Genomic DNA, 24,420 nt, shown 5'->3' with positions numbered 1-24,420 from the left:
ATAACGAGCGCGGGCCGAGGAGCAATTCCACGGCCCGTGGTTCGCTGACGAGCTGTTGCGGCGAAATGTCTACGTCGCGTCCGACGATCCTTTAAGAAACTCGGCAACTCGCTCTAACGCGAAAGCCTCATAATCCTCTCGGGTCAGCCCCTTAATCTTGGGGTCGATCTCCTGATGATCTCGGACCTTAAGCTCGCCAGCGGAATCGACGTCGATATCAACACGTGCTTTCCAGTGCGCAACCGGGCGCTCAGTTCCACCCGGCCAAATCGACTGCTGGGGTTCGCGTGGAACGAACTCTAACCAAAATCCACCGCTCCCGTTCTCCTTTGGACTGTGCCCGCTGAAACCGTTCACAAGAATTCGGCGCTTCTCAGCGTCCATTGGTCGTCCTCCTGACTGCAAAGAAGGCAACGAAGCGGAAGTGCTTCTTAAATTGCCAACAACAGTCAAAAGGATATTACAGCTAGCATTTCGCTATCGCGATGTCCGTTGGCTTTTTGACGGGTTTAGTGGTTTAGTTCTTTGATGCCCCTGACAGGCGTCAAGGCGCGGAGGGTTCATGGCGCATCCGGACGAACCGTGTCGTCCGGTTCGTAGGCGGCCCCGCGACCCACCGGATAACCGCTTACCGTGTGAAACATTAGGCCCGTTCGCACCCGCGTTCGCGCCCGCGCACGTGAGCGCAGTCGAATGCGATAGCTAGCGAGAGAACGGGACTGGAGGCGCGGCCTCGTCTCGGCGGCTGTTTGCGTAAGAGTTTGCGTCCCAATCTGTTCCGCTGTCGGATGCTGAAGCTGGCCCCTTAACAACGTCCGCGTTCCGACGTGCGCACCCGCTGGCGACACCCTGCTGCCTCGCGCGGCCCTCCAGGTCGTAATCATTCTCATCCGCCCCTCCTGAATTCCTACTTGAATCAGTTATGGACACTTAGCTCACTGTTTAGGTTCGCTATTCGCGGCATTCTACGCGGGTGCCGCGGCTCTTTGAATTTTGTGTTGTCGTGTTCAGGACATCCGCGCCCTGAACACGACACATTCCCGATGACTCGGCGCGTCGCCGCGAACATCTTCGGGGGCCAAATGGCTGAAGCAACCTACACGCGCTCCGCTGAAACGTCGCTGCTCAAAACCGTGAACACGCTCGCCGGTGGTCAACTCATCCAGTTGCCGACCGGCGAGGCCGCGTTTCTTGATTCCAAAGATCCGCTCGCGGCCGGCGCGTACTCGGAGAACTTTCGCACGAGCGGGAAAGCCACGGTGCAGAAACAAACGGGCATTGTGTTGCTCGCCGGACAGGAAGCGTTCTGGGACCACTCCGCGAACGCGCTAACTAATCTCCCGGTGAACGATCGCGACTTCGCGGCGGGCGTTGTGGTCGATGACGCAAGTTCGCTCCAAACGTCAGCGGTAGTCGATCTGAACAAGCGCCCGCGCTACAAGATTGACGCCGTTCATGGCCCGGCGCTGTCCACGACGGTTGGCACACCGGCGGCCGGCGGGTTTGGGCGCGCGCTGTCGATCGGGAGTGCGGTGAAACTCCTGCTCAGTTCGACGACCGAAGCGCAAAAGGTTGATCTCCTCTCTGTGGATGGAATGACACCGGGCGCCAAGTGGATTCTCGAAGCGATGATCCGCGTTGTCTCGAACAGCGCGGGTGCGGCGCCGGACCTCAACATCGGTGTCGCGAACGGGACTCACGCCAGCGATGCGGACGCGATTACACAAGCCGCTTTCTTCCACATCGACGGCGCGGCACTGGATGTCCGCGCGGCGAGTCGTGACGGGACAACCACAGTCGCGATCACGGACACAACGGTTGACTTCGCGGTTGGTTCGGCAGTCGCGAACCGGGTATTGCTCCAAATCGACGGGCGCGACCTCACGAACGTGAAGCTGTACGTGAACGGCGTGCAAGTGCTGAGCGGGACGACGTTCCGGCTCGATAACGCAACCGGCCCACTGTTCGCGCTTGCGCACCTCGAAAAGTCCAGCGCAGCCGACGTGTTCGAGGTGGACATTGACGCGCTGCGCGTCGTCACATCGGAGCAGTAAGCGGAGTGAATCATGGGTGCGCGTGGCCCGAAACCGAAGAATCCCGCACTGAAGCTGCTCGCCGGTAATCCCGGCAAGCGGCCGGTGCAACGGTCGCGCAGCGGGCGCATCCGCAAGGGCGCACCCGTTCGCCCGCCGGAACTGACCGGCGAAGCAGCGGCCGAATGGGATTGGCAAGTTGCCGCGTTGACGGAGGCGGGAACGCTGGCCGTGACTGATCGCGGCATTCTCGCGGCGTACTGTCTCGCGGTCGCGGACCTGCTCGCGGCGCGGGACGCGATCAACCGTCACGGGCGCTGGGTCGAACAGCCCGTGCAGAACTCGAAGGGCGCCGTTCTCGGTTCTCGGTTCGTGGAGCATCCGGCCGTGAAGCTCCAAGCAGATGCGTCGCGGCGCATCGAAAAGTTGGGTTCGGCTCTGGGGCTTAATCCGTCCGCGCGTTCTCGACTGGAAGGGGACGCGGCGCAAGTGGAGTCCGCCCCGGATAACAAAGTTGCGGCAATCCGCGACCGCATCCAGGCGGCGCGAAATGGGGGCTGATCCTATGGGCGCCAACTTCACAGTTGTGGCTTGTTTCCTGATGGCTTGCGTGTCGCTTGTGCTAGTTGTGGGGTTCATCTGTGACGCCAGCACTCAACGAGAATGCAAAGCCTGTAAACGGCGAAGGGAACACGACTGCGACTGATCCCGTCACGTCCTATGCCCGCGATGTCGTCGCGGGTCGCATCGTTACCGGTCAACTCGTCAAACTCGCCTGTCAACGTCACCTCAACGACCTCGAAACCGCAAGTGCCCGCGGCTTGCGGTTCGACCTGTCCGAAGCTCTCGCCGCGATCGACTTTTGGGAAATATGCCCACACCTGAAGGGGCGCGCCGCAAAGCGCGGCGAGACGCTCAAACTGGAGGGCTGGCAGCGGTTCATCATCGGCAGCGTGTACGGCTGGAAGCGCGCGGACGGGTCGCGCCGGTTCCGGGTAGCGTGGGTCGAAGTGGCGAGAAAGAACGGCAAGTCCACCCTGCTCTACCCCGCGGGATTGTTCGCGCTCGCGCTGGATGGTGAAGAGGGCGCAGAAGTGTATTCCGTCGCAACGAAGCGCGATCAAGCCCGCCTCGTGTTCGACCTCGCGAAGCGCGCCGTCACGCGCAACCCCGACCTCGCGGAGATGATTCAGCCGTTCGCGTTCTCCCTCACGTGCGCTGAGTCGTTCGGCAAGTTCGAGGCGGTATCGAGCGACGCGGACACCCTCGACGGTCTGAACCCGTCCGCGGCGCTGTGCGACGAGATTCACAAGTGGCCGCACCGGTCCCTTTGGGATGTGATCGAAACGGGCATGGGTGCCCGCGAACAGCCGTTGATGTGGGCGATCACGACGGCCGGCGAGGACGGCGGCGAGGACGTGTACGGCCAGGAGCACGATTACACGGTGCAGGTGTTGGAAGGCGTTGTGCAGGACGACGCGCGATTCGGCTACATCGCGTGCATCGACCCGGAAGACGATTGGACCGACCCGAAGGTGGTCGTGAAGGCGAACCCGAATCTCGGCGTGTCGGTGTTCGCTCCGGAGATCGCAGCGCAGGTGGAGCGCGGGAAGCGGATCCCCGCGTTCGCCAATGAGGTGAAGCGCCTCCGGTTGGGTCGGAGAACGCAAGACGGCGAAGCGGCGATCCCCCTGAACCTGTGGGATGCGGCGCGCGAACTGAAACTGACACGCGACGCGCTGAAGGGGCTACCCTGTTGGAGCGCGTTGGACCTCGCGAACACGAGCGACTTCGCGGCGTTGTGCCATCTGTTCCCTCTCACCGAGGATCTCGAACCCGCGCCCGAACCGGAGCGACCGGGCGTGTGGGCGTACATTTGGCGATTGTGGATTCCGGAGGAAACGGAGAACCCGATCGGTATCCGCCTGCGTGAGATCGCGGAACCGTGGATCGCGGACGGATGGGTTCAGGTCACGGCCGGAACAGGTGTTGACCCTACCGCGATTGAAGCCGACGTGATTGCGGATACGCAGTTCTTCGACCTCCGCGGGTTGGCGTTCGACCCGTTCAACGCGCAGACCGTCGCGAACCGCTTCGCTCTCGAAGGGATTCAGGTGTTCCAGTTCCCGCAACGGTTATCGAGTTTTTCAGAACCCACGAAACTGTTCCTCGACGATCTTGCGGCCGGGCGCACGAGGCACAACGGGAACGCGGCCGCCCGGTGGATGGCGCGCAATGTCGTGCTCAACGGGAACGGCGCCGGACACCGGATGCCCTCACGGAAAAGATCATCTCAGAAGATCGACGGCATCGTTGCCGCGATCATGGCGCGCGGGCTGGCCGCGGTCAAAGGCGGCGAGAGTGGCGGGCGGTTCTACGAAACCAACGGCGTCGAGGTGGTTTGAATGAGCGCTGAGAATCCGGCCGTCCCGCTCTCCTCAATCGCGGACGACTCCGACCTTTACGACGCGCTCACGGCCGGGGGTAAGTCCGGCTCCGGCGTTCGCGTCACCGTTGGGAAGACGCTGGGGCTGAGCGCGGTTTGGCGCGGGGTGAACCTGATCGCGGGCGACATCGGGCGCCATGCGTTTGGCGTTTACAAGTACGTGGACGCGAGCGGAGAAGCGAAGGTTCCGGACCGGCTCCACCCGGCCGCCCGCGTTCTCCGAAAGCCCAACGACTACATGACGCCGTTCACGTTCCGGCAGACGTTGCAAGCGCACGCGCTGCTGAGCGGGAACGGCTACGCCTACATCCTCCGCTCTAAAGAGGACGGCGCCCCACTCCAACTGCTCCCGCTCGATCCCGAACGCACGTGGCCGGTTCGGTATAACGGCGAGCTTTGGTACGTGACCGAATCTTGCGCGCCCGTTCCCGGAAAGCGGCGCGGGGCGCGGAATTGGGTCAAGATGCCCTCTACCGACGTGCTGCACATCAAGGGACTTGGATCAGACGGGCTGTGCGGGTACCCGGTTATCAAGATCCTCCGCGAGACGATCGGCGGCGCGATTGCGGCGCGCGACTACGGCGGCCGGTACTTCCGGAATGATGCTTCGCCCGGTGTCGTGATTGAGGTGCCGGCCGGGATGCCGGATAAGGCGATTGAGAACCTGAAAAAGACGTGGGGCGCACTCCACCGGGGGTTCCGCAACGCGCACGAAATCGCGATTCTGCGAGACGGCGTGAAGCTCGCAACCTACTCGAAAGCATCGGCCCGCGACGCGCAAATGTTGGAGAGTCGTTCGTTCGACGCGCGCGAAGTCGCGAACATTCTCGGCGTCCCGGCTCACAAGGTCGGTGACCCCTCGCGAACGGCTTACAACTCGTTGGAATCCGAGAACGCGGGATACCGCGAAGACACCTTGAACAACTGGTTCGTCGTCTGGGAGCAGGAGTGCGACGCCAAGCTCTTAACCGAGGAGCAGAAGGCGAGCGAAACCCACTGCCACCGGTTCGACCCGCAGCCGTTCGCGGGCGTCCCGCTCGCGCAACTCGCCGCGTTCTGCTCCACGATGTTCAACATCGGCTCCATGAATCAGGACGAGACCCGCGGCATCTTCAACATGAACCCGCTCCCGAACGGCGCGGGCAAGCGCTACATGGTGCCGGTCAACCTCGCACCCGTTCCGGCGCCCGTGGCGCAACCCGATCCGGCGCCAGACTCGAACCAGCAACCCGGTACCGAGGGCAACCCGTGAGTGAGATTCACCGTCGATACCTGCCGAAATGCGCCCGCAAGCCCGAACTGCTCACGCGGTCCGATGGTGCCCTGCCGCTCATCGCGGGATACGCGGCCGTGTTCTACCGCGCCGACGACCCCGCGACCGAATACGAGATGTGGGCGGCGGACAGTTACGGGCCGCGCGTGGTGGAACGGATCATGCCGCGCGCGTTCGACAAGGCGATTAAAGAGGATGACGTTCGGGGACTTTTCAACCACGATTCCGCCGTTGTTCTGGGTCGGTCCGGTGCCGGAACGCTTCGGCTCTCGGTGGATTCGGTCGGGCTGCGATACGAGATCGACCCGCCCGACACGCAGGCGGCCCGCGACCTCATCAAGTCGCTTCAGCGCGGGGACATTTCCGGAAGCTCGTTCGCGTTCTACCCGCGCGACACCTCGCGCCGCGACGTGGCCGCGATCGACGGGAAGCCGGCAGAACTGGTAATCGAGCGAAACGACCTGCAGTTGTTCGACGTGGGGCCAGTCACGTTCCCGGCTTACACGGGTGCCAGCGCCGGTGTTCGCTCCGGCGAACTCGCGGCCGTTCGCGCCGAAGTCGATCGGTGGCGCGCGTCCGCGGATGCCGACGCCGTTGCGGTCGCGCTCGCGCTCATGTCGATGGAGGAAAACGAAAACGGCGAGTAGGACACGGACGGGGTGAACTGGATACGGATGGGGTAGCGCATATCCCGTCCCGCGACCGGCGGAACGGGGACTGATACCCCCGGCTTCCGCCGGTGCCATTTCCAGGGACACACCATGTCGAAAGCGTTCCAACTGAAGGATCTTCGTGAGAAGCGCGGCAAGGTCCGGAAGGAACTTGAAGCGATGGGATCGAAGCTGAAGACCGAAGCTCGCGCCATGAGCGCGGACGAGCGCGCGGCGTTCGACAAACTGCAAAAGGATTGGACCTCACTCGGCGACGCTTACCGCACGGCGGAGGCCGATATCCAGGCAATCGACGACCTGTTGGGTCAGGACAGCGGCAGCGACAACACCGACCCGAACGCGAACGGCGGCCAGAATAGCAACCGCCAACCGGGGCGCGAGAACCGCGACACTCGCCCGGCTCCCCGCGAACGGCGCAACGACCGCAACGCAGATGAAGCGATCGAACTGCGCAAGGTCGCGTTTCAGGCGTGGGCGCGCACGCAACACGAACTGCCCATGACTCGCGAACAGAAGGTGGCGTGCAAGCGCACCGGCCTGAACCCGCGCGCGAAGGTGTTCCAGTTCCGGTTCGGCGGGCCGAAGTCGTTGCTCAAACGGGCGCTGGGCGTCGGTACGTCGTCGCTCGGTGGCGCGACTGTGGCGCCCGACTTCGCCTATGAGATGGAAAAGGCACTGGTCGACTTCTCGAACGTGCGCGGTGTCGTCGGCCAGTTCACCACCGACACCGGCGTGGACCTACCCTACCCCACCGAGGACGACACGGGCAACGAAGGCGCGCAACTCGGTGAGAGTGAGGAGACGGATTTCGAGGACGACAACTTCGGGTCGGTGACGTTCAAGGGGTTCAAGTTCACCTCGAAGGGGATCTTGATCTCCAACGAACTGCTGAACGATTCCGCGTTCGACCTCGAATCGCACATCGGGGAACAGATCGGGAACCGTATCGGGCGCGTTCAGGGGCGCAAGTTCACGGTGGGGAGCGGCACCGGCGAGCCGGAAGGGATCGTCACGGCGGCGTCACTCGGCATCACCGCGGCTGCGGCGGCCGCGTTCACGGCCGACGAACTCACCCGGCTCGCGTTCTCGGTTGATCGTGCGTACCGGTCCGATTCGTCGTGCGGGTACATGATGCACGATTCAGCCGTCGCTTACGCGCTGCTCCTCAAGGACACGCAAGGGCGCCCGCTGCTCCGCGACAGCTACCGCGACGGTATCGCGACGCTGGTGTGTAACGGCTTCACCGTGAACACGAACCAGTACATGGACGCGCTGCCGGCGGGTGTTCCGGTCACGGCGAAAAAGCACGTCCTGTTCGGCGCGATGTCGAAACACAAGATCCGCGACGTGGGCGTGGTTCGCGTGCGCCGGCTCGATGAGCGGTACGCGGAGAAGGATCAGGTCGGATTCGTCGGGTTCGCTCGCGGCGACTCGCGGTGTGTGAACAAGAAAGCCATCAAGTACCTGCTCCAAGCGTAACCGTTGTTGGCGCGCCCGGCCGGATGGACTCTGTTCCCTTCGGCCGGGCATTTTGCGGCGAGGCCGGTGCCTGGAAGCGGCTCATTACCGACTTCACGGTTGTTCGACTCAACCCGCCGCGACTCCCTCTCAACTGTCCTCAAGGGTGTCCACATGCCGTTCTTAGCGAACAAAGGTCCGGTCCCCAGAGCTGTGGCGGCGGCCGGTTCGACCCAAGCTGACGCGGCCGCGCTGATCGGCGGCGCGCTGAACATCGTGACCGGTGCCGACGCGACGAAGGGCGTTCTTCTACCGGTGGCCGCCGCGGGCGACGTCGTTCGCGTGTACTCGCAGGCCGCGACGAACATCCTGAAGGTTTACCCGCGAACCGGTGGTGCGATCAACGAAGGGGCCGCGAACGCGAGCGTTAGCGCGGTGGCCCGTAAGCCCGCGATCTTCGAGTGTCTCGACGGCACCAACTGGAGTTACCTACAGGGCGCGTAAGCGATCCGTCCTGACTCGTTCTTGAAAGGGGGAAGGTGTGACACTCGCACAAGCTCAGCACCTTCTCGCCGAACTGGTGCGTCTCAAGTCGGATGTGGAGCGGTATCAGCGCGCTATGGGTGCTCTCGGTTCGGTGCCGGAGGTCCGCACCAGCGCTCACGACAAGATTGCGAACCTCGCGTACCACGCGCACCGGAGCTACGCGAGTCTCGAATACCGGCTGGCGCGGCTGCTGTCGGGGCAAATGGAACACCCCTCGTGTTCGCCCGCGCCGTCCATGCCGTCCGCTCTGGGTGCCACGATGCCCCGAATCTGAGGTCGAGCCATGATCGAGAACGCGCCCCTGTTGAGGTTCACGAACGAGAGCATCCGCACCACTGCGGACCTGCTCGCGGGACTATTGACCGTGCCGACCGCCGTTCTTGACGCGGTGGTTGGGCAGGGGCTTGCGGCGACGCTCGGAACGAATAACGCGGCCCTGCTTCGGGAGGCGCCTTGGGAAGCCAGCGACTACACCGCGCTCGGAGCGGCGCAAGGTATCGCTGGGAGTGATGACAGCGCGCGAGTGGTACTGACGAATCACGATGTAATCGCACTCCTGCGCGTGCTCGTAGTGGTACGGCAGATGATCCAAGCGAACGACCAGTTGGGACCGCTCGTGCGGAAGATCGCGGTCAACCCCCGTTCTTATCCGGTGGCGTAATCATGGCGTTCAACGCGAACACGGTGTGGGAAGTGCGCGTCGACGGGGACGACAGCAACGGCGGGAGCTTCAACACGAACGCTCTGGGGACCGGGAACACGGACTACTCCCAGCAGGCGGCGCCCCAGATCGCGGTGACCGATGCCGTGACGAACGCCTCGACGACCATCACGAGCGCCACGGCGAACTTCCCCGCGAACTGCGTGGGCAACGGGATCTGCATTGAGGGCGGGACCGGGGCCATCACGCGCCGGTACGTGCAGATCCTCTCGCGCACGAGCGCCACGACGGTCGTCGTGGACGCGGCTACGGGGCTGACGACCGGGACCGGTGCGACCCTGAAAATGGGCGGCGCGCTGGCGTCCCCGGGCGGCGCGTTCAACAGCTTGCTCGTGTCCGGAAACGTCGTCTTTTACAAGTACAACGCGCTCCCGTTCGTCATCACCTCAACCACGCAAGGGGCGACGGGCGGGCGCATCTCGCCCACAAACGGCGTGTCCTATTCGGGCTACGACACCACGCGCCGGTTGCGGAATTGGGACGCGAACCGCCCGACGATCCAACTCGACGCGAGCCTGTCCACCACGAACATCGTGTCGAGTACGAGTTACGCCCTGATCGAGAGCGTGATTCTCGACGGGAACAACATCACACTCGGAACCGGGTGCGCGCACCGCGGCTCGACGTGGCGGTGCCGGTTCCAGAACTTCACGAACGGTGGGGTGACGGACGGCGCGGCGACGGGCATCACCGAGGCCGCGTTCTGTGAGTTCACGGGCAACTCGGGGGCCGCGGCGGCGCAGGTGTACCACGGGATCGGGTGCGTGGCGTGGAACAACAGCGCGACCCCGTTTCAGTTCGTAGCGAGCGCGCGGGACTGCATCTCGTTCGGCAACACGGGTGTGAACACGGACGGGTTCTCGGCGAGCCGGAAGTTCTGGAACTGTATCGCCTACGGGAACGCGCGGAACGGGTTCAACCTATCGAGCGCGGCCGAGAGCGCGGCTTACAACTGCATCTCCGAAGCGAATCTGGTGAGCGGGTACGTGGGCAACTCCGCGCTCCCGTTCGTGGTCAACTGCGCGGACTTCGGGAATTCGTCCGGGCGCAGCGGCGGGAACATCCGAGACCTGGACCCGATCAACCTGAGCGCGTCGGCGTTCGTGAACGCGGCGGGCGGGGACTTCCGGCTCAACGCGACCGCGGGGGCCGGCGCCCTGTTGCGCGCGCTGGCGCTGCCGGTGACGTTCCCGGGCGGGGCCGGTGCGAACTACCGGGACATCGGACCAATTCAGCACCAAGACAGTGGCGGCGGGAATTCGGGCGGCCCCGTTCGCATACTCGCGCCCAACACTTGGCACCTTGTGGGGTAACTGATGGCTGGTCTCGTATTGCATGTGAACAGCGGCGAAGTCGCGCTGGCCGCGAGTGCCGCGAAGACCGTGTTGCAAATCAAAGCGCCCGCGAACCAACGAGTGTTGGTCAAGTCGCTGAGATTGTTCGGGAAGGCTGCGGCCGGCGGCACAGGCGTGCCGGTCAAGGTGCGCGCTACGAGATCGACGGCGAACTTCGGCACGCTCTCCGGGGCGACGTCCGGGAAGAACGATTCGAGCGATAGCGAGACGATCCAGACCACGTGCGGTGCGAACGCGACTGTCGAGCCGACCACTCCGACCGACACAGGGTTGTTGTGGGAAGTGCCGGACCAATCGGGCGTTATCGAATTCTTGCCGCCCGGAATGGAGATCCGCATTCCGGGGGGAACGGCGCTAAACATTGAATGCACCTCGACGGGAACGCCGACTGTCGCAGTTCAAGCGACCTACGAAGAGTAACCCGTGCCGACGATCATCACCGGAATCCGGCGCCGCAAGCCGTTCGTTGGGACTCCCCAGCGAGCGGCTAACGTCGTTTCGGCCCGACCACCGGTGCGAACGCTCGTCGCCTCGCAGGTCCGACGCGCGCAGGTCGGTCGCGCGCAGGTCGGGCGTCCCTCGAAGCTCGCGGTTCAAGTCGTCGCCAAACGCCCGCCCGTTGTACTCGTGGCCGCACCCCGGCGCCCGCCCCGGTTCGCGGGATCGGCCACGGTTGGCCGCCCGGCGAAAGCGAAAGCCTCGAAGCGCGCCCCGTCCATTCTGGTGGCTCACGTTCGTCGCGTTCTCCCGTTCTTCGGGCGCGCGATTCTGCTCCGAATCCCGATTGCGGCCGACGCGGAACCGTCCACGGGCGGCGCCGCGGTGACGGCCAGCGCGACCGTTCGCCCGCGCGTCACTGCCTACGTAACTGTCCGACCGCGCGTGAGCGCGACCGCAACCGTGAGGCCGCAATGATTAAGAAGCTGTTCATCGGTTGCGACATGGAGGTTCCCTATGAAGGGGCATTCGCGAACGGGAATTACATCAACGATGCGACCGTGACATACACGCTCAGGGATCGCGCCGGCGCGCCCGTCGCAGGCGGCTCCGGCTCCTGCCCTTACGTTGCGGAGTCGAATGGTGATTATCTGGGTGTGATCGAATCCACCGTCACGGCGCTGTGCGCGAACCGCCAGAAGTACACGCTCCTGATCGTCATGAGCGCGCCTAACGACGTGAACGATACCCGCGTCATTGAGCTTCAACCGGCATACCGAGGTGAGGAATGATCGGCGTGCAAGTGGTGACCGGCCCGACCGTCGAACCCCTCACACTCGAAGAGGTAAAGGGGCGGCTGCGGATCACGATCGCGGACGAGGATACCGACCTCGAAATGCTCCAAACGGAGTGCCGGGCGCTGTGCGAAGCCGAGTGCCATCGCGCATTCCTCACGACCACGTTCAACCTGACACTCGACGACTTCCCGCGGTGCGACCCGACGATTCGGGTTCCGCGCCCGCCGTTACAGTCGGTCGTGAGTGTGAAATACTTCGACGCGACGGGTACGGAACAGACGATCGACCCGGCGGCTTATTGGGTCGCGACCGCGAGCGAACCGGGGCGCATTGTTCCGGTTGCGGGGTACTGGCCCGCGGTGCAGTGCGGACGGCCCGATGTCGTGACGGTTCAGTTCGTGGCCGGGTACGCGACGCCGAGCGATGTGCCGGCGCAAGCGAAAAAGGCGATCCTCGTGACGATGGCCGAACGGCGCGAGAACCCGACCGGTGAGGTTGGAATTCCGCCCGCGGCCCGGCGCGCCCTCGACACCCTTGAATTTGGAGACGTGCGGTGAACCAGATCGAACAGGTTCAGGACCGTGCGGCGGTTACCGGTCTCTCGTTCGCGGTGTGGGTGGTGGCGCCCGCCGCGGTCGCGCTCCTCGCCTTCGTGCAGTGGTTCGACAGGTCTGGATTCTGGTACTTCCGGTGAGGGTTGGCGATGCCTCGAATCGGTGAATACCGCGACAAAATTGCGATCTTGTCGCGCGTTCTGGCCGCCCCAGACGAGGACGGTGAACCGGTCGAATCGTGGCCCGACCCGCGGCCCGCGCAAGAGCATTGGGCGCGGATCGAGGCGCCGAGCGGCGATGAATCGAACCAGACCCCGCGCGGCTCCGACAACAGTGCCGTTCTCCGATTCCGACACCTTGTGAAGCTCGCCGCGGTGGATCGGGTGCGGATCAAAGAGACTGGCGACGTGTACGCCGTCGTGGGCATCTGGCGCGAACGGGCCGAAAGCGGCGGCTGGCAAACCGTGTGCGCGCTTGCCGCACCTCTCATCCCGTAACGGTGTCTAATGGCCCGGCCGATCCGCGCTCAGGTCTTCACTTCGTTCCCGGGACTTCAGGCGATCGAACGCACCGCGAAGAAACGGCAAATCACGATGAAGGCGGTGAAGGCCGGCGCGAAGCCGGTGCAACAGTCGGCGAAGGTGCGGGCGCCTCGACGGAAGAAGTCGGGCGCGCTCAAACAGTCTCTCGGCGTGAAAGCGAAAAAGGGAACGCGCGGCCAAACGCTCGCGTTCGCGGTAATCGGGGCGCGCAGAAAAGTCGAGAAAGTGTACAAGGGCAAGAAGACGATACCCGCCTATTACGCGCACCTCGTCGAAAAGGGAACGAAGCCGCACAGCCTGCGGAGCCGGAAGCGTTCTCTGTTTCAAAAGGTCCGCGACTACCTCACGAAGAAACGACGATGGCACCCGGGCGCGAAGGCGCAACCGTTCTTGGGGCCGGCGCTCGATAGTCAGCGCAACGAAGTGTCCAAGATCATGCTCGAAACGCTCGGCGCCGAGATTCGCCGCGTTCTCTCGCAACAGGCGATCAAGAAAGCAAAGGGGGCGTAATGGCTGCCGCAACCGCAGAAATCGCCGTGGTCGCGAAGCTGAAGGCCGGCGCGACCGCGGCCGAAGATCGCGTCAATCCGCAGGTGAACACGTCCGAACCCGTGTTGCCGTTCATCACCGTGACCCGACAGGGCGTGCAACCGAGGTCCGGACTCGACGGGAGAACGCGCGCGCTGCTCGCCGTGACGATCGGCGTGGAGTGTTACGCGACCACGCAGAAGCGCGCCCGCGAACTGTCCACACAGGTTCGCGCGTTGCTCGCGCCAGAGAACGGGCCGTGGCGCGACCTCGACAACGGTGTACAGGGATGTTTCTGGCAGGACTGCACGGAAGAGATCGCGGACGATGCGGCACAGGACACGCCGCGCCTGTGGCGGGACACCTATCTCGTGTGGCACTTCCCGACGTAGCGCGGGCGCTAACGAGCAGGTGACGAATGCCGGTAATCGGTCTCGGCGCAAAGATCGAAGTGGACGACGGCGCGAGCAATGCGTTCGTCGAAATCGTGGACGTGATGAACCTGACGACTCCCGAACCCGAAATGGGATCGGCCGAATCTAAGCGGCTCAATCAGGCCGCCGACAAGACGATTCGGATGATTCCGACAATGCTCTCCCCCGGCGAGTTCCAGTTCCAGTACGAGTTCAGTGCCGCGAAAAAATCGCGCCTCGATACCCTCCTGGGCGCGCCGAAGAACTTCAAAATCACGCTCATCTCGGACGGCAGCCCGACGACTTGGGTGCGCACGGCGCCCGGCTTCATCAAGTCGAACAAACTCGATCAGGTCGAACCGGACGGAATTCAAACGGTTACCTGCGTGGTCACGGTTAGCGGACCTGTCAGCTAACCCGCGCCGCAGCCGATTCTCACAACCCCCACCACTCACTCTCGGAACCGGTCATGACCAAAGAAGACTTGATTGCCGCGCTAAAAAAGAAGCCCATTACCGTCACCGTGGGCGACGTCGAGGTGTTCGTGAAGCCCCTGACGGTCGCGGAGAAAGAGAAGTTCGCCGCGTGGCGCAAGGATAACCCCGGTCCGATTGGCGTGGTCGGGCGCCTGCTCGCGGCGTCCCTCTGCGACGAGTCGGGGGCGCTCCTGTTCGCCGGCCCGGAAGAGGTCGCGGACCTCGACGGCGCGTTGGCTGAACAGGTGTGGGATCGCGTGATCGAGATCAGCGGAATGGGGGCCGACCCAAAAAAAGCGTCTTCGCCGAGTGGCCAAGCCTGAGCTTCCTGTGTCGGCTGGCGCTCGCGTTCCGGCGCCCGCTGGCCGATGTGTTCGACCTCTCGGCGGCGGAACTGGACATCTGGCGCCAGTGGTACGAGGAGCGAGGATTCCCAGACGATCGGGCCGAATGGGGGCGCGCAATCGGGGCGTCCTACACCGGTGCCGTATGGGGTGGAAAAGCAAAGCCCGCGGAATTGATCCCGCGCACGCGACAGCGACAGGTTGACGACGTGGCCGGCGTTAAGGCGTGGTTCGAGCAGTTCAGCAACACGGGGGCGTGATGTCAAATCAGACCATCGGCACCGGCGCAGTTGTCCTCACGGCCGATGCCGATGGGCTACTGAAGGGGTTGAAGAAGGCCGAGAAGGATACCGAGTCGTGGGCGGATCGAACCGGAAAGAAGATTAACGGCGCTGCCGAATCGCTCGAAAAATTCAACAAGGTGCCGGGACTGCTCGGGTTGGGCGTGACCGGCGCGATTGCGGGTGTTGGCGCCGCGATCGGGGCCGCGTTCTTGAGTTCCGCTCTGCGCGCCGAGCAGTTCAATAAGGCTGTAGAGCGATCGATCGAACTGAACGAAAAACTCGCGAAGGTAATGGACCGGCGCGCAGAGGAGAACGCGGTGCGGCTCGATGCGGAGAGCGCGTCGCCGGGCGATCGGCTGACGGAGATAGAGCGACAGTTGCGCGGCCTGGACGCAGAGGTCGGCGCGGCCGAGATCAACAAAAAGCGCCTCGAATCTGACCTGGAAATGCAAAAATTCTGGGGCAAGAGATCTGACCCCAATACCCTTCAGGGCGCGGCATACAACGCGCAATTGGGACTCGTTTGGCTATTGGGCCAATTGGAGGACCATCAGAAGCCGTTCGAGGACAACCTTAAGGCCGCGGACGAGCGGCTCCAAAAGGCGCTAGAACTGCGAACGCAACTCAACAAAGAGCGAGACAGGATCATCGATCCCGAGCGGGATATCGCGAAGGTCAGCGAGATTAACCAACTTACCGAAGCCTTCAAAATCCAGGCCGCAACCATCGGTAAAGCCGAGAACGCGGCGAAAGCCCTCGAACTGCAACTGCGCGGTTTCTCAGAAGGCCAGATTCACCGCTTCAAGGTCGAGGCGGACAAAGCCGAGAAGCTCGCGGAGGGGTTCAACAAGGTCGCGGACGCGGTCGGCGGCGCAGCGATGTTCCTGGGGGGCGCTCCGGCAGAGGAGTTCAAACAGGTAACTGACGCGCTCAAGAAGCAGGCCGACACGATCGGGTTCACGGCGGACCAAATCCAAATCTACGACCTGCGCATGAAGGGTTGGGCGGAACGGCAGTTGGACGAGGTCAAGAAGCTGCAACAGGGTGCAAACCTTCTGGGCAACCTTAACGCCCTGGGCGGGGCAATCGCGAACGGGGTCAAGGACACCAAGCTGGAACTGAGCGGCCCGTACCTTACGGGTGCGGCGCTGTCCCGTTCCACCGAGGCGTACAGCGCGGTGGCGAACTTTCGCGCACAGAACGCGGTGGCCGGACTCGGGATGTCGGACAATCCCGTTCAGATCGCGAAAGAGGAATTAAAGATATCCAAGGAGCAGATTCGTAAGCTCCAAAAGCTCATTGACATTCTCGACACAACCCAAGTCCTGAAGGTAATCACCTAATGAGCGTCGTCAGCGTCAACAAGACTTACGAGGGGCGCGGCGGAACCGACACGATCTCCAAACAGCGCGAGTACCACGAGGTGTGGGAGGTCTACACCAACAACCATCTCGACGATGAAGAGGTGGCGGGCGCCGCGCCCGGACTTCCGCGCCTGGGGCAACCGCACGCGAAATTCCCGTTCGCGCTGTGCGTCTCCGTGAACGCGGAACAATCCGACGACAACCCGTGTCACTGGTCGATCAACATTCGTTATGACTCGAACATTCCGCTCCCGAACGGGTTGGAGCCGGGCGTCACTGACACCGGCTTGCCGGGCGGCGCGGGGCCGGGCGGGGAGCTTCAGTCACCGGCCGCTATCCCGGACAACCCGCTGCTCCGGCCGCCGGTGTGGTCGGTCTCCTTCGTGAAGACGACGGAGCCGGCCACGAAGTGGTACGAGGACGTTGGTAGTGACACGTTGGCTACCACCACTTCGGCGATCCGCAATAGCGCCAAGATGCCGTTCGACCCGCCCATCACGATCGAGGTTTCGCGCCCCGTTGTGCGAATCACGTTCCCGGTGCCGAACATCAGTCTCCCGTTCCTGCTGAGGCTGGAGAACGCCGTCAACGATCGGCTGTGGCGCGGCTACCCGAAGTGGACGTGCAAGGTAGACGGAGTGACCGCGGCGAACAAGTACGAGAACGGAATTGCCTACGTCGAGTTGTCCATTGATATCTCGATCCGGCGCGAAACGTGGCTACTCGAAGTGCTCGATCAGGGGCTGTACACACTCGATGAGGTGAGGCAGGTCGATGGTGTCTCGGTCAAGCTGGAGTTGCGGCAGATAAGGGACTCGATCGGGGGGATCGCGACCGAACCCCAACTCCTCGACGGCAAGGGGAAGCGGCTGGCTGCCGACGCGACCCCCAAGTTCTTCCGCGGTCTGCCCACCAATTTGCGGCTCGAAAACTTCACCGACCTCTTGGGGTTCTGATATGAGCGAGGACGTGTACGGGCTGAGCGCGCGCGCGGCCGATCGACTCGAACAACTACTGAACCAGTCGGACGGTGGCGGGCGCTCGTCTCGGCGCGCGTCTGGTTCCGGGCGCATCCAAATGGTGAAGTGTCTCTCCGCAACGGCGGCCGGCGCGACGGGCGTTCTCTCGGAGTGCTATCCGGCTCAGGTTGTGTTCCCTTCGGGGAGTAAACAACTCCCTGCCGAAACTGGCGGACTCGTTCTCCTCACCGTAATCGGAAGCGACGGCAACGCGGCGGCGGCGGTTGCGGATCAAACATACCTGTGCATCGTGGCCGGAGACGCGGTAGGGGACGAGTCCGGTTCCGGGTCAGCGCAGGTTGCGGCGCGCCCGCGGGCATTCGCTATTGCTGGTTCACCGGCCGCGCCCTCGAACTGGATGAATTCTGTCAGGCTCGTGACGACCACGGCGCTACCGGCGAATACTTACAGCAATGGATCGTCCGGCGTCGGCGCGACGTTGACGGCAAACGCCAACGGGATCTTCCCGTTTACCGACGGGTTTACCGTCAACACGGGCGACGACCTCTTGATAGCCGCAGAGGGGACTGCGTCGAGGAACGGGGTTTACACGGTTACGGACGCGGGAAGCCCATCGACTCCGTGGATTTTGACCCGTCGAGCGGACAACGACGAGTCGGCCGAATTCGTGGGCAAGATCGTTCCGGTTCGGCTGGGGACGGTTAGCGCCAATACCCTTTGGCACTACACCAACTACGCTCCGCCGACGATGGGTTCGACGGCAATTACTATCCACCGTGTGAGCGGTGACGTGAACGGCCCCACGGCAAGCGTCACCGATAGCACGCTGGCACTATTTGACGGGACGAGCGGCCGGTTCATCAAGGCTTCCATCTTCTATGTGAACTCTACCTCTCTCCGTTCGGTGGCGAATTTCAGCGGCGGTACGCCGATGGCCGAATTGGGGGCCGTCTTCGGTTCGAGCTACCTCGCGCTCCGGAACGATTACATCGGTCAACAGACAACCGCGCAACTCTCGTGCGGACAGTATCCGGGTGTAATGCTCCAATCGCCCGGCGCGGGGCTGGTCGGACTGGAGTCGATTCTTGGCGAGCCGAATATTCGCACTTACGACGGCGGCGGCTTACTGTTGAACTGCGCGTTCTCAATTGGCGGTTCGACCCGAAACCCGCGGTACTCCGTCAACCAGTACCAATCGGGCGGCGGGATTCTCAGACACAACGGCATCAACACCACGTTCACGGTTAAGCGCGGTGGAGTCGATCACGTCGTGACGGTGGTCGGCGGGATTGTGGTCGGCATCAACGTCGGTACGGACGCCGCGATTATCGAGTAGTCGGCTTACAGGACATCGGACCGCACCACGGGACAGTTGCACGCAGGAACGTGTAACCCCGTGGGTGACTCAATGCGAAAACTCCTGTCTCTGGCGGCGCTGGTCATTCTGTCCGGCGCCGTTCTCGCTTTCGATCCGCGGCCCGAACCGATCTCTCCGGACGGTACGCGCGCGGTAATCGATCTCCCGACCTCTCAGCACATGCGTAACACGGGCGGGATCGACCGCTTCGGCCGTCCCGGAATGGGCGCCGGTCTGTGCGTGTTCACGAGCATCGAGCACGCGGCGCGGTGGCAGAACGTCGTTGAACTGTACGGCCTGCAAAAGTACATGACCACGCGCGAGGGGGGCGGGTGGCCGCAAAAGGTTGACGCCGTTCTCGCCGCGTTCGCGAAATCAAAGGGTGTGCCGGTCCCGGCCTACATCCAGCACACCGGGGGCGATGATTCGTTCCTCGAACTCGCGCTAAAGACCGATCGCATCGTGTGCGTGACCTACGCGGGAAACGACGACTTCTACCGTGGGCCGATCGCGCACATGGTGAACCTTGCGCACCTGGATTCGAGTCGGGCCGCAATCATTGACAACAACCGGCCCGGCGTGTGGGTATGGATGACGCGCTCCGAATTTCTCGCACGGTGGCGCGACAATGACGGTGGTTGGGCGATCGCGTTCCTTGCCGATCCTCCCCCGCCCGCGCCGGATGCGCCCCGCTCGTTCAACGCTGGCCCGTGTGGATGCGGCGAGTTCTGCACCTGCGAGAAGGGTGATTGCCCCGGCAAGTGCCCGGTGGTGTTCGGTCAAAATTGCCCGAACGGTCGGTGCGGTATCCCGTCTGCGCCCGTCGCAATCCCCAGCAGTTGCCCCGGTGGTCGGTGTGGAATCCCTTCGACGCCCGCGATCGAACCCGACAACGGCGCGGGCCGGTGGATCGAGGACGTGAGCGGCCGAGAGTGGGGCTACTGGAAGAACGGCCGGCGCATTGCTGCCGCGTTCGCTGACGGTCGTGTCGAGGGCACGAACGAACACGGAATGGCGAACGGGAAGCCGATCAGCCCGCCTGCCGCGTTGCCGGATGGGGTAAAGGCGAAGGGCGTGCCGGCCGCGGTCGAGAACCACGGCGTCCACACGGACAAGATTCATGCGCACCCGGCCTACAGCATTAACGGCGTTCCCGCAACGAAGGAAGAGGCGCACTCGATCTTGACCCGCGGCGACGGGTTGCGCGACGACTCCGACCGGTGGCACCTCACGGCAGTTGGCGACTCGGCGTTCCGCGAACGGTTCAAGGCTGACGTTGCCGCACTGCCGGCTGCCGTTCGCGCGAAGCTGCTCGTGCAAAGCTACGGGCCGTCGGATTGGCCGGTCGCTTCTTACAAGCTCGCGAACGGCGTGACGCTCCGCAAGCCGTCCCCGGCGCGCACGGCGGCCGATGTGGGGGCTGTGAGCGTGGACGGGTACAGCGCCTCGAAGCTCGGCGAACTGCTCGCGGCGAAGGGCGGGCCGAACTACGTCGAACCGCCTCCGGCGCCGCCCGCGCCGCCTGTCGACCCGAAAACCCCGGACGTGAAGCCGGCACCGGACACGCCGAAGCCGGACAACACACTCTTGTATGTGATCCTCGCGGCAGTCGCGGGGTGGATCATGGGCCGCTTCCGAAAGGATTAATCGTGGACCTCCTGCAATTGCTTACTCCCTTGATTAGCGGCACAGGGCCGTATGGCGCGCTGATCGGCGCTGGCGTCGTGCTACTCGTGAACTGGCTGCGCACGCGGAACGTTCTCCCATCCGCTCCGGCGACTCCGACCGATCCGCGGCAACCGCTCCTGAACGCGCTGCTCGCGATCCTCGCGCCGACCCAACCGGCCGCACCGGTGAAACAGCCCGATTCCGTGGCGCCCGCAGTTCCCGCGATCCCGGACGAGCACAAGCGCCCGCTGCTCGATGCGCTGCTGAAGGCGTTGGGGCGCTAGTGTCCTTGAGATGGTTTTGAGAAATCGGTAATCTCGCCTTCTGTATCGTCTGTACAGAAGGCGTTTTCATTTCCAGGGGGCGCAATGCCTGTCGCGAAGGTACGCACATTCAAGCGCAAAAGATCACAGAAAGTCGCGCTCCCGGTCGCAAAGCACGAGTCGGAAGCGAAGTCGCTCGGCTTGCCGACGCCACACGCCGAGAACTACGAACCGTTCAGGATCGACACACCGGGGCGCTGGCTGATCCTGAGCGACATTCACGCACCGTACCACGATCGCACTACGTTGGAACTGGCCGTCCGGGAAGCTAAGCGGCGTGGCGTGGTCGGCGTTCTCCTGAACGGTGACACTCTCGACAGTCACGAGATTAGCAGCCACGACAAAGACCCGTCCGCACCGCGATACGTGGAAGAGGTCGAGGTCGGGCGCAAACTGCTCGCCTGGATTCGCGACCAGTTCCCTAACGCACGACTCGTTTTGAAGGAAGGCAACCACGAAGAACGGCTCTCACGCTACATCATCCAGCGCGCCCCGGCGCTGTTCGGGCTGGAGGGTATCGACCTGCCCGGACTGTTGCACTTCAAGGACTTCGGCGCTGAGTGGGTCAACGATAAGCGCGTGATCTCGCTCGGTAAGCTCTGTGTCGTTCACGGCCACGAGTACCGCGGCGGCGGTGGGGTGATGCCGGCCCGCTGGCTGTATCTCCGCACGCGCTACGTCGCGATGTGCGGCCACTTCCACCGTTCGAGCGAGTACGGCGACCGGGACATTCGCGGCAAGGAAGAACGCGCGTGGTCGCTCGGGTGCGCGTGCTACCTGTTCCCACGCTACATGCCCCTCAATTCATGGAACCACGGGTGCGCGTTCGTCGAGGTTTCGAGCAGTGGCGGTTTCAGCGTCGAGAACAAGCGCGTTCACGACGGCGAGTTAGTGTGATCGGTTTTTGACTCACGAGGGCTTCAAGCATGGCAGTAACCGGCTACAACGCTTCGCTCACGATCGAAGGCGTCGGCAAAGACGCGCCAACCACAACCAACGAACACGGCGGCAAACAATCCGATTCTCCGTACCGCGCGGATCTGCTCCCCGCTCACGCGCTGCTCGCGATCGCGGCCGTTATGAAGGGTGGCGCTGACAAGTACGGTGCCGACAACTGGCACAAGATCCCGGCCGAAGAGAACGTGAATCACGCGCTAGTTCACCTGCTCGCCCGACGTGCCGGTGACACTTCCGACGATCACCTCGAACACGCGGCGACTCGCATCCTTTTCGCTCTCGATCAGGTGCGCAGCGGACGTGACGCGAAACTCCGCGCGGCAAGCGCGGAGAACGGCGGCGCAAAGCGCATTTACATCGCCGGTCCGATCACAAAGGGCGATCTCGTCGACAACATCAATCAGGCGTCGCAGGCGTTCGAGCGGCTGACGCTCGCGGGCCTCAACCCGTTTTGTCCGCACTGGTCATGCTTCAGTGGGCCGGCTACTCGCGAGGTCATCACGACCGACGACGGCGGGCAGTACACAGCCGTTGTTGCGCCCGCTGGCGCCCAACCAACGAGCTTGACGCACGCGGACTGGCTTCGGGTCGACCTCGCATACGTGGCGGTGTGTGACGCTGTGTTCCGCTTGCCGGGTGAATCAAAGGGCGCGGATCAGGAAACGGCGTTCGCACGAGAGAATGGAATCCCGGTGTTCGAGGACCAAGCCGAACTGATGCGCTGGGCGCTCGGGGCTTAATGTGCTGGCGAACTGATCGGGGCTTGCCCGCGTGCGCGTCGGATTGCTGGCGCGCGACGCGGGCACTTCCTTTGTGTGAGGTGGAGAATGATCCGCGAAGCGACTCCGAGCGATCTGGCGGCAGTGCTGGAGATTGCGGCGGACGGGTTCAAGGGAGAGGACCGGATCGGCCCGGCATGGCTGATTCGGAAGCTCGCGCAGCCGGGAACGACGCTTCACGTTGAGTCGCTCGGCGCCGACTGTGTTCGCGGATTCGTCCTGATTGAGAGATACCGTCCCGGTGAATTGGTGCGCCTCATCGCGGTTGCCCCGTCACACCGGCGTCAGGGAGTGGGCCGCGCGTTGCTCGGCAAACTCCGAGCGCCGGCGTCGGCCTGGGTACGCGCCGAGAACATGGCCTCCCGCGCGATGTTCGAGAACGCGAGTTGGAACCTCGCGACCCGACCGACCCGGCGTAAAGGTGAATGGGTGTATTTCACCCGCTTGCGGTCCCCTTCATAAGTGCGTTTGCCACATCAAGTCGTCACTTCAAATTCTCTCCCCCAAGTCGAACGTACTCGATGCGCATGGGCGATTGAATAATTGAAACTCCGCAATTCCAACGCCTCCCCAAGTCGAAATTAGAGCCGGGGAGTTCGCATTTCGCTCGCATTCAGGCGCGCAGTCGGATACGATACGATCCAATAATTCAGATATTAACGACTGTTGTCATTCACGCCATCTTGCAATTGGATTCTGTGTGCGACCATGAAGGCCGTTCTTGTCTACGGGGTTGCCCCCGGAGTTGTAGCAGTCGTATATGCATCAATACTTGTATTCGATTTTGATTGGAGAATAAGGCTCCTGTCGACAGTGTTTCTTATTTTTTCAACGATCGCCTATTTCTCTTATTCTTATTTCACGAATTACGATCGTCGAGCTAGAAGACATGCAGCCTTCTTTTTCTTCTTCAGTGGTTCCGGACTGGCCCTCCGCGCCGCCAGTGGATTCGCCCTCGACTTAGGGCTTGTTACATCGCCTGAGAAAATTCCTTTTCTTCCAGAATTGAGAACAAGCGTCAAACTCGAAACAAGCTGGATCTCCGATATTTTTCTAATCACACTATCTTATCTAATGTTTAGATTTGGCCACAACATACTAATGTCAATACCAATATGCACAGATACGACTGAAGAGGGCGCAGTGAATACACGACCAAACTCGCAAGTAAATGCCACTGACTGGGATCGTTTCTGCACCATCCGCGGGTATCTTCTGTACGTAATCAACCTCGTGGATACCGGAGAGCAAAAACGCACTCAGGAAATGCGTGAAATGCTGATCGAAGTGCTGGTGAATGATAACCGGCAATACGCAGAGCACTTCGAGCTTGACGAACTCAGAGCTAAGCAACTTCTTTTTCAGGCTCTAAAAGAATTCAGATCGCATCACAAACATTTATTTGAAGTTCATGGAAAAATGCTACCAAACCTGCAGAAGGTTGATCGGAGGTTAGCAACATGGACGAAGACACACAAATAACACTTACAGAAGAGCTAAAATCCCTCATGGAAGGAAAACCACTTAGGGCACTTCAACATCTCCTAGGATTTATCTCCGACTGCATGTCAGATAATAATTCAATCCGATCGCTTCGCCTTCATGACCGCGCCGAGGCGACCCAGCGTGTTTTTGCGAAATTACTAGCATCTTTCCCCAACAAATCAGAAAGAACAAAAAAACAGCAAGAAAGATCATTTGATTCAATCAATCAATTCAAATCATTTATTAATGTTGTTGCAAACAGAGTTTGCATGGATCTGTTCAGTGAATCGCATCGCAGCCGAGATTTCAGCTCGGTCGAATCGGAAATTGCCTCTAAGCCGCCTCCGCGATTTCCAAATCCACATGCCCTGCAACTCATCAAGAGCCTCATTGATTCGCTGCCGAGCAAAGAAGATATAACGATGGTTAAAATGAAATTTGGGCGATCTGCAGGAGGAGAGGAATTTGGGGAGGGGCTCTCTGTAGGGGAAATCGCAGGAGCCCTTCAGCGATCTCCAGCGAGTGTCAGCGTCAGGCTTTATCGCGCGATGAATTTCATTAGAGAAAAATTAAAAAAAATAGGTTACGACACGCAAGACCTTTGGATTTAACGACTTAAATCAGCCAT

The 24,420-nt window shown here is 62.3% G+C and carries 32 protein-coding genes; 31 read left to right on the top strand and 1 reads right to left on the bottom strand.

The annotated features are described in order from the left end of the window. Positions 1–69 precede the first annotated feature (69 nt). Positions 70–384 carry a hypothetical protein gene (locus VT84_RS03380; RefSeq protein WP_082838507.1) on the bottom strand — a complete coding sequence of 105 codons (315 nt, stop codon included), beginning with the start codon at positions 382–384 and terminating at the stop codon, positions 70–72. Between the two features lie 659 nt (positions 385–1,043). Between VT84_RS03380 and VT84_RS03375 the strand changes: the two genes are divergently transcribed. From VT84_RS03375 to VT84_RS38025, 31 genes are all read left to right on the top strand, one after another. After that, the gene (locus VT84_RS03375) at positions 1,044–2,054 is read left to right on the top strand and encodes a hypothetical protein (protein ID WP_082838506.1); all 1,011 of its coding nucleotides are present in this window, start codon (positions 1,044–1,046) and stop codon (positions 2,052–2,054) included. A 12-nt stretch (positions 2,055–2,066) separates the two neighbouring features. Next, complete coding sequence (locus tag VT84_RS03370; protein ID WP_082838505.1) at positions 2,067–2,594, top strand: phage terminase small subunit P27 family; 528 nt, start codon at positions 2,067–2,069, stop codon at positions 2,592–2,594. An 80-nt stretch (positions 2,595–2,674) separates the two neighbouring features. Further along, on the top strand, positions 2,675–4,438 hold the full coding sequence (locus tag VT84_RS03365; RefSeq protein WP_162271572.1) for a terminase large subunit: 1,764 nt from the start codon (positions 2,675–2,677) through the stop codon (positions 4,436–4,438). Next, a complete protein-coding gene (locus VT84_RS03360) occupies positions 4,439–5,731 on the top strand; it encodes a phage portal protein (protein WP_082838503.1) in 1,293 nt (430 codons plus the stop codon). Further along, complete coding sequence (locus VT84_RS38040; protein WP_204249709.1) at positions 5,728–6,399, top strand: HK97 family phage prohead protease; 672 nt, start codon at positions 5,728–5,730, stop codon at positions 6,397–6,399. The genes VT84_RS03360 and VT84_RS38040 overlap by 4 nt, the downstream gene beginning before the upstream one ends. A gap of 114 nt (positions 6,400–6,513) precedes the next feature. Beyond that, positions 6,514–7,902 (top strand): phage major capsid protein, encoded by a 1,389-nt coding sequence (locus VT84_RS03350; protein WP_082838501.1) that lies wholly within the window; start codon positions 6,514–6,516, stop codon positions 7,900–7,902. Between the two features lie 153 nt (positions 7,903–8,055). After that, positions 8,056–8,385: a hypothetical protein gene (locus tag VT84_RS03345; RefSeq protein WP_157469153.1), complete on the top strand. Its 330-nt coding sequence runs from the start codon at positions 8,056–8,058 to the stop codon at positions 8,383–8,385. Between the two features lie 37 nt (positions 8,386–8,422). Further along, a complete protein-coding gene (locus tag VT84_RS03340; protein WP_082838499.1) occupies positions 8,423–8,701 on the top strand; it encodes a hypothetical protein in 279 nt (92 codons plus the stop codon). 9 nt (positions 8,702–8,710) lie between these two features. Further along, a complete protein-coding gene (locus tag VT84_RS03335) occupies positions 8,711–9,088 on the top strand; it encodes a hypothetical protein (RefSeq protein WP_082838498.1) in 378 nt (125 codons plus the stop codon). Between the two features lie 2 nt (positions 9,089–9,090). Then, positions 9,091–10,461, top strand: a complete 1,371-nt coding sequence (locus VT84_RS03330; RefSeq protein ID WP_082838497.1) for a hypothetical protein — start codon at positions 9,091–9,093, stop codon at positions 10,459–10,461. Positions 10,462–10,464: 3 nt separating this feature from the next. Beyond that, positions 10,465–10,923 carry a hypothetical protein gene (locus tag VT84_RS03325; protein ID WP_157469151.1) on the top strand — a complete coding sequence of 153 codons (459 nt, stop codon included), beginning with the start codon at positions 10,465–10,467 and terminating at the stop codon, positions 10,921–10,923. A 3-nt stretch (positions 10,924–10,926) separates the two neighbouring features. Next, positions 10,927–11,418 carry a hypothetical protein gene (locus tag VT84_RS03320; RefSeq protein ID WP_082838495.1) on the top strand — a complete coding sequence of 164 codons (492 nt, stop codon included), beginning with the start codon at positions 10,927–10,929 and terminating at the stop codon, positions 11,416–11,418. Next, positions 11,415–11,732 (top strand): hypothetical protein, encoded by a 318-nt coding sequence (locus VT84_RS03315; RefSeq protein ID WP_082838494.1) that lies wholly within the window; start codon positions 11,415–11,417, stop codon positions 11,730–11,732. Before VT84_RS03320 ends, VT84_RS03315 begins: the two co-directional genes overlap by 4 nt. Then, positions 11,729–12,295 carry a hypothetical protein gene (locus VT84_RS03310; protein ID WP_082838493.1) on the top strand — a complete coding sequence of 189 codons (567 nt, stop codon included), beginning with the start codon at positions 11,729–11,731 and terminating at the stop codon, positions 12,293–12,295. Before VT84_RS03315 ends, VT84_RS03310 begins: the two co-directional genes overlap by 4 nt. After that, positions 12,292–12,432: a hypothetical protein gene (locus tag VT84_RS38035; RefSeq protein ID WP_157469149.1), complete on the top strand. Its 141-nt coding sequence runs from the start codon at positions 12,292–12,294 to the stop codon at positions 12,430–12,432. The genes VT84_RS03310 and VT84_RS38035 overlap by 4 nt, the downstream gene beginning before the upstream one ends. Positions 12,433–12,441: 9 nt before the next feature. Beyond that, complete coding sequence (locus VT84_RS03305; RefSeq protein WP_082838492.1) at positions 12,442–12,789, top strand: head-tail adaptor protein; 348 nt, start codon at positions 12,442–12,444, stop codon at positions 12,787–12,789. Positions 12,790–12,798: 9 nt separating this feature from the next. Next, complete coding sequence (locus VT84_RS03300) at positions 12,799–13,344, top strand: HK97-gp10 family putative phage morphogenesis protein (protein WP_082838491.1); 546 nt, start codon at positions 12,799–12,801, stop codon at positions 13,342–13,344. Beyond that, a complete protein-coding gene (locus VT84_RS03295) occupies positions 13,344–13,754 on the top strand; it encodes a DUF3168 domain-containing protein (RefSeq protein ID WP_082838490.1) in 411 nt (136 codons plus the stop codon). The genes VT84_RS03300 and VT84_RS03295 overlap by 1 nt, the downstream gene beginning before the upstream one ends. Positions 13,755–13,780: 26 nt before the next feature. Further along, positions 13,781–14,191: a hypothetical protein gene (locus VT84_RS03290; RefSeq protein WP_082838489.1), complete on the top strand. Its 411-nt coding sequence runs from the start codon at positions 13,781–13,783 to the stop codon at positions 14,189–14,191. A 53-nt stretch (positions 14,192–14,244) separates the two neighbouring features. Next, complete coding sequence (locus tag VT84_RS03285; protein WP_082838488.1) at positions 14,245–14,574, top strand: hypothetical protein; 330 nt, start codon at positions 14,245–14,247, stop codon at positions 14,572–14,574. 47 nt (positions 14,575–14,621) lie between these two features. Further along, the gene (locus VT84_RS03280) at positions 14,622–14,855 is read left to right on the top strand and encodes a hypothetical protein (RefSeq protein WP_082838487.1); all 234 of its coding nucleotides are present in this window, start codon (positions 14,622–14,624) and stop codon (positions 14,853–14,855) included. After that, complete coding sequence (locus tag VT84_RS03275; protein ID WP_082838486.1) at positions 14,855–16,222, top strand: hypothetical protein; 1,368 nt, start codon at positions 14,855–14,857, stop codon at positions 16,220–16,222. The genes VT84_RS03280 and VT84_RS03275 overlap by 1 nt, the downstream gene beginning before the upstream one ends. Then, positions 16,222–17,199: a hypothetical protein gene (locus VT84_RS03270; protein WP_082838485.1), complete on the top strand. Its 978-nt coding sequence runs from the start codon at positions 16,222–16,224 to the stop codon at positions 17,197–17,199. The genes VT84_RS03275 and VT84_RS03270 overlap by 1 nt, the downstream gene beginning before the upstream one ends. 1 nt (position 17,200) lies before the next feature. Continuing rightward, entirely contained in the window at positions 17,201–18,559 is a 1,359-nt protein-coding gene (locus VT84_RS03265) for a hypothetical protein (protein ID WP_082838484.1), read from the top strand. A gap of 72 nt (positions 18,560–18,631) precedes the next feature. Continuing rightward, positions 18,632–20,227 (top strand): hypothetical protein, encoded by a 1,596-nt coding sequence (locus VT84_RS03260; protein ID WP_082838483.1) that lies wholly within the window; start codon positions 18,632–18,634, stop codon positions 20,225–20,227. A gap of 2 nt (positions 20,228–20,229) precedes the next feature. Further along, positions 20,230–20,532, top strand: a complete 303-nt coding sequence (locus VT84_RS03255) for a hypothetical protein (RefSeq protein WP_082838482.1) — start codon at positions 20,230–20,232, stop codon at positions 20,530–20,532. Between the two features lie 84 nt (positions 20,533–20,616). Then, entirely contained in the window at positions 20,617–21,468 is an 852-nt protein-coding gene (locus VT84_RS03250) for a hypothetical protein (protein ID WP_082838481.1), read from the top strand. A gap of 29 nt (positions 21,469–21,497) precedes the next feature. Beyond that, positions 21,498–22,268 carry a dATP/dGTP diphosphohydrolase domain-containing protein gene (locus tag VT84_RS03245; RefSeq protein WP_082838480.1) on the top strand — a complete coding sequence of 257 codons (771 nt, stop codon included), beginning with the start codon at positions 21,498–21,500 and terminating at the stop codon, positions 22,266–22,268. 87 nt (positions 22,269–22,355) lie between these two features. Continuing rightward, a complete protein-coding gene (locus VT84_RS03240; protein ID WP_082838479.1) occupies positions 22,356–22,769 on the top strand; it encodes a GNAT family N-acetyltransferase in 414 nt (137 codons plus the stop codon). A 246-nt stretch (positions 22,770–23,015) separates the two neighbouring features. Further along, positions 23,016–23,789 carry a hypothetical protein gene (locus VT84_RS38030; protein WP_157469147.1) on the top strand — a complete coding sequence of 258 codons (774 nt, stop codon included), beginning with the start codon at positions 23,016–23,018 and terminating at the stop codon, positions 23,787–23,789. Beyond that, positions 23,768–24,403 carry an RNA polymerase sigma factor gene (locus tag VT84_RS38025; RefSeq protein WP_157469145.1) on the top strand — a complete coding sequence of 212 codons (636 nt, stop codon included), beginning with the start codon at positions 23,768–23,770 and terminating at the stop codon, positions 24,401–24,403. Before VT84_RS38030 ends, VT84_RS38025 begins: the two co-directional genes overlap by 22 nt. Positions 24,404–24,420 lie beyond the last annotated feature (17 nt).

The organism is Gemmata sp. SH-PL17 (assembly GCF_001610855.1).
Classification (GTDB): domain Bacteria; phylum Planctomycetota; class Planctomycetia; order Gemmatales; family Gemmataceae; genus Gemmata; species Gemmata massiliana.
Note: the sequence above shows the minus strand (reverse complement) of the source record. Positions and strands in the feature narration are given on the sequence as shown.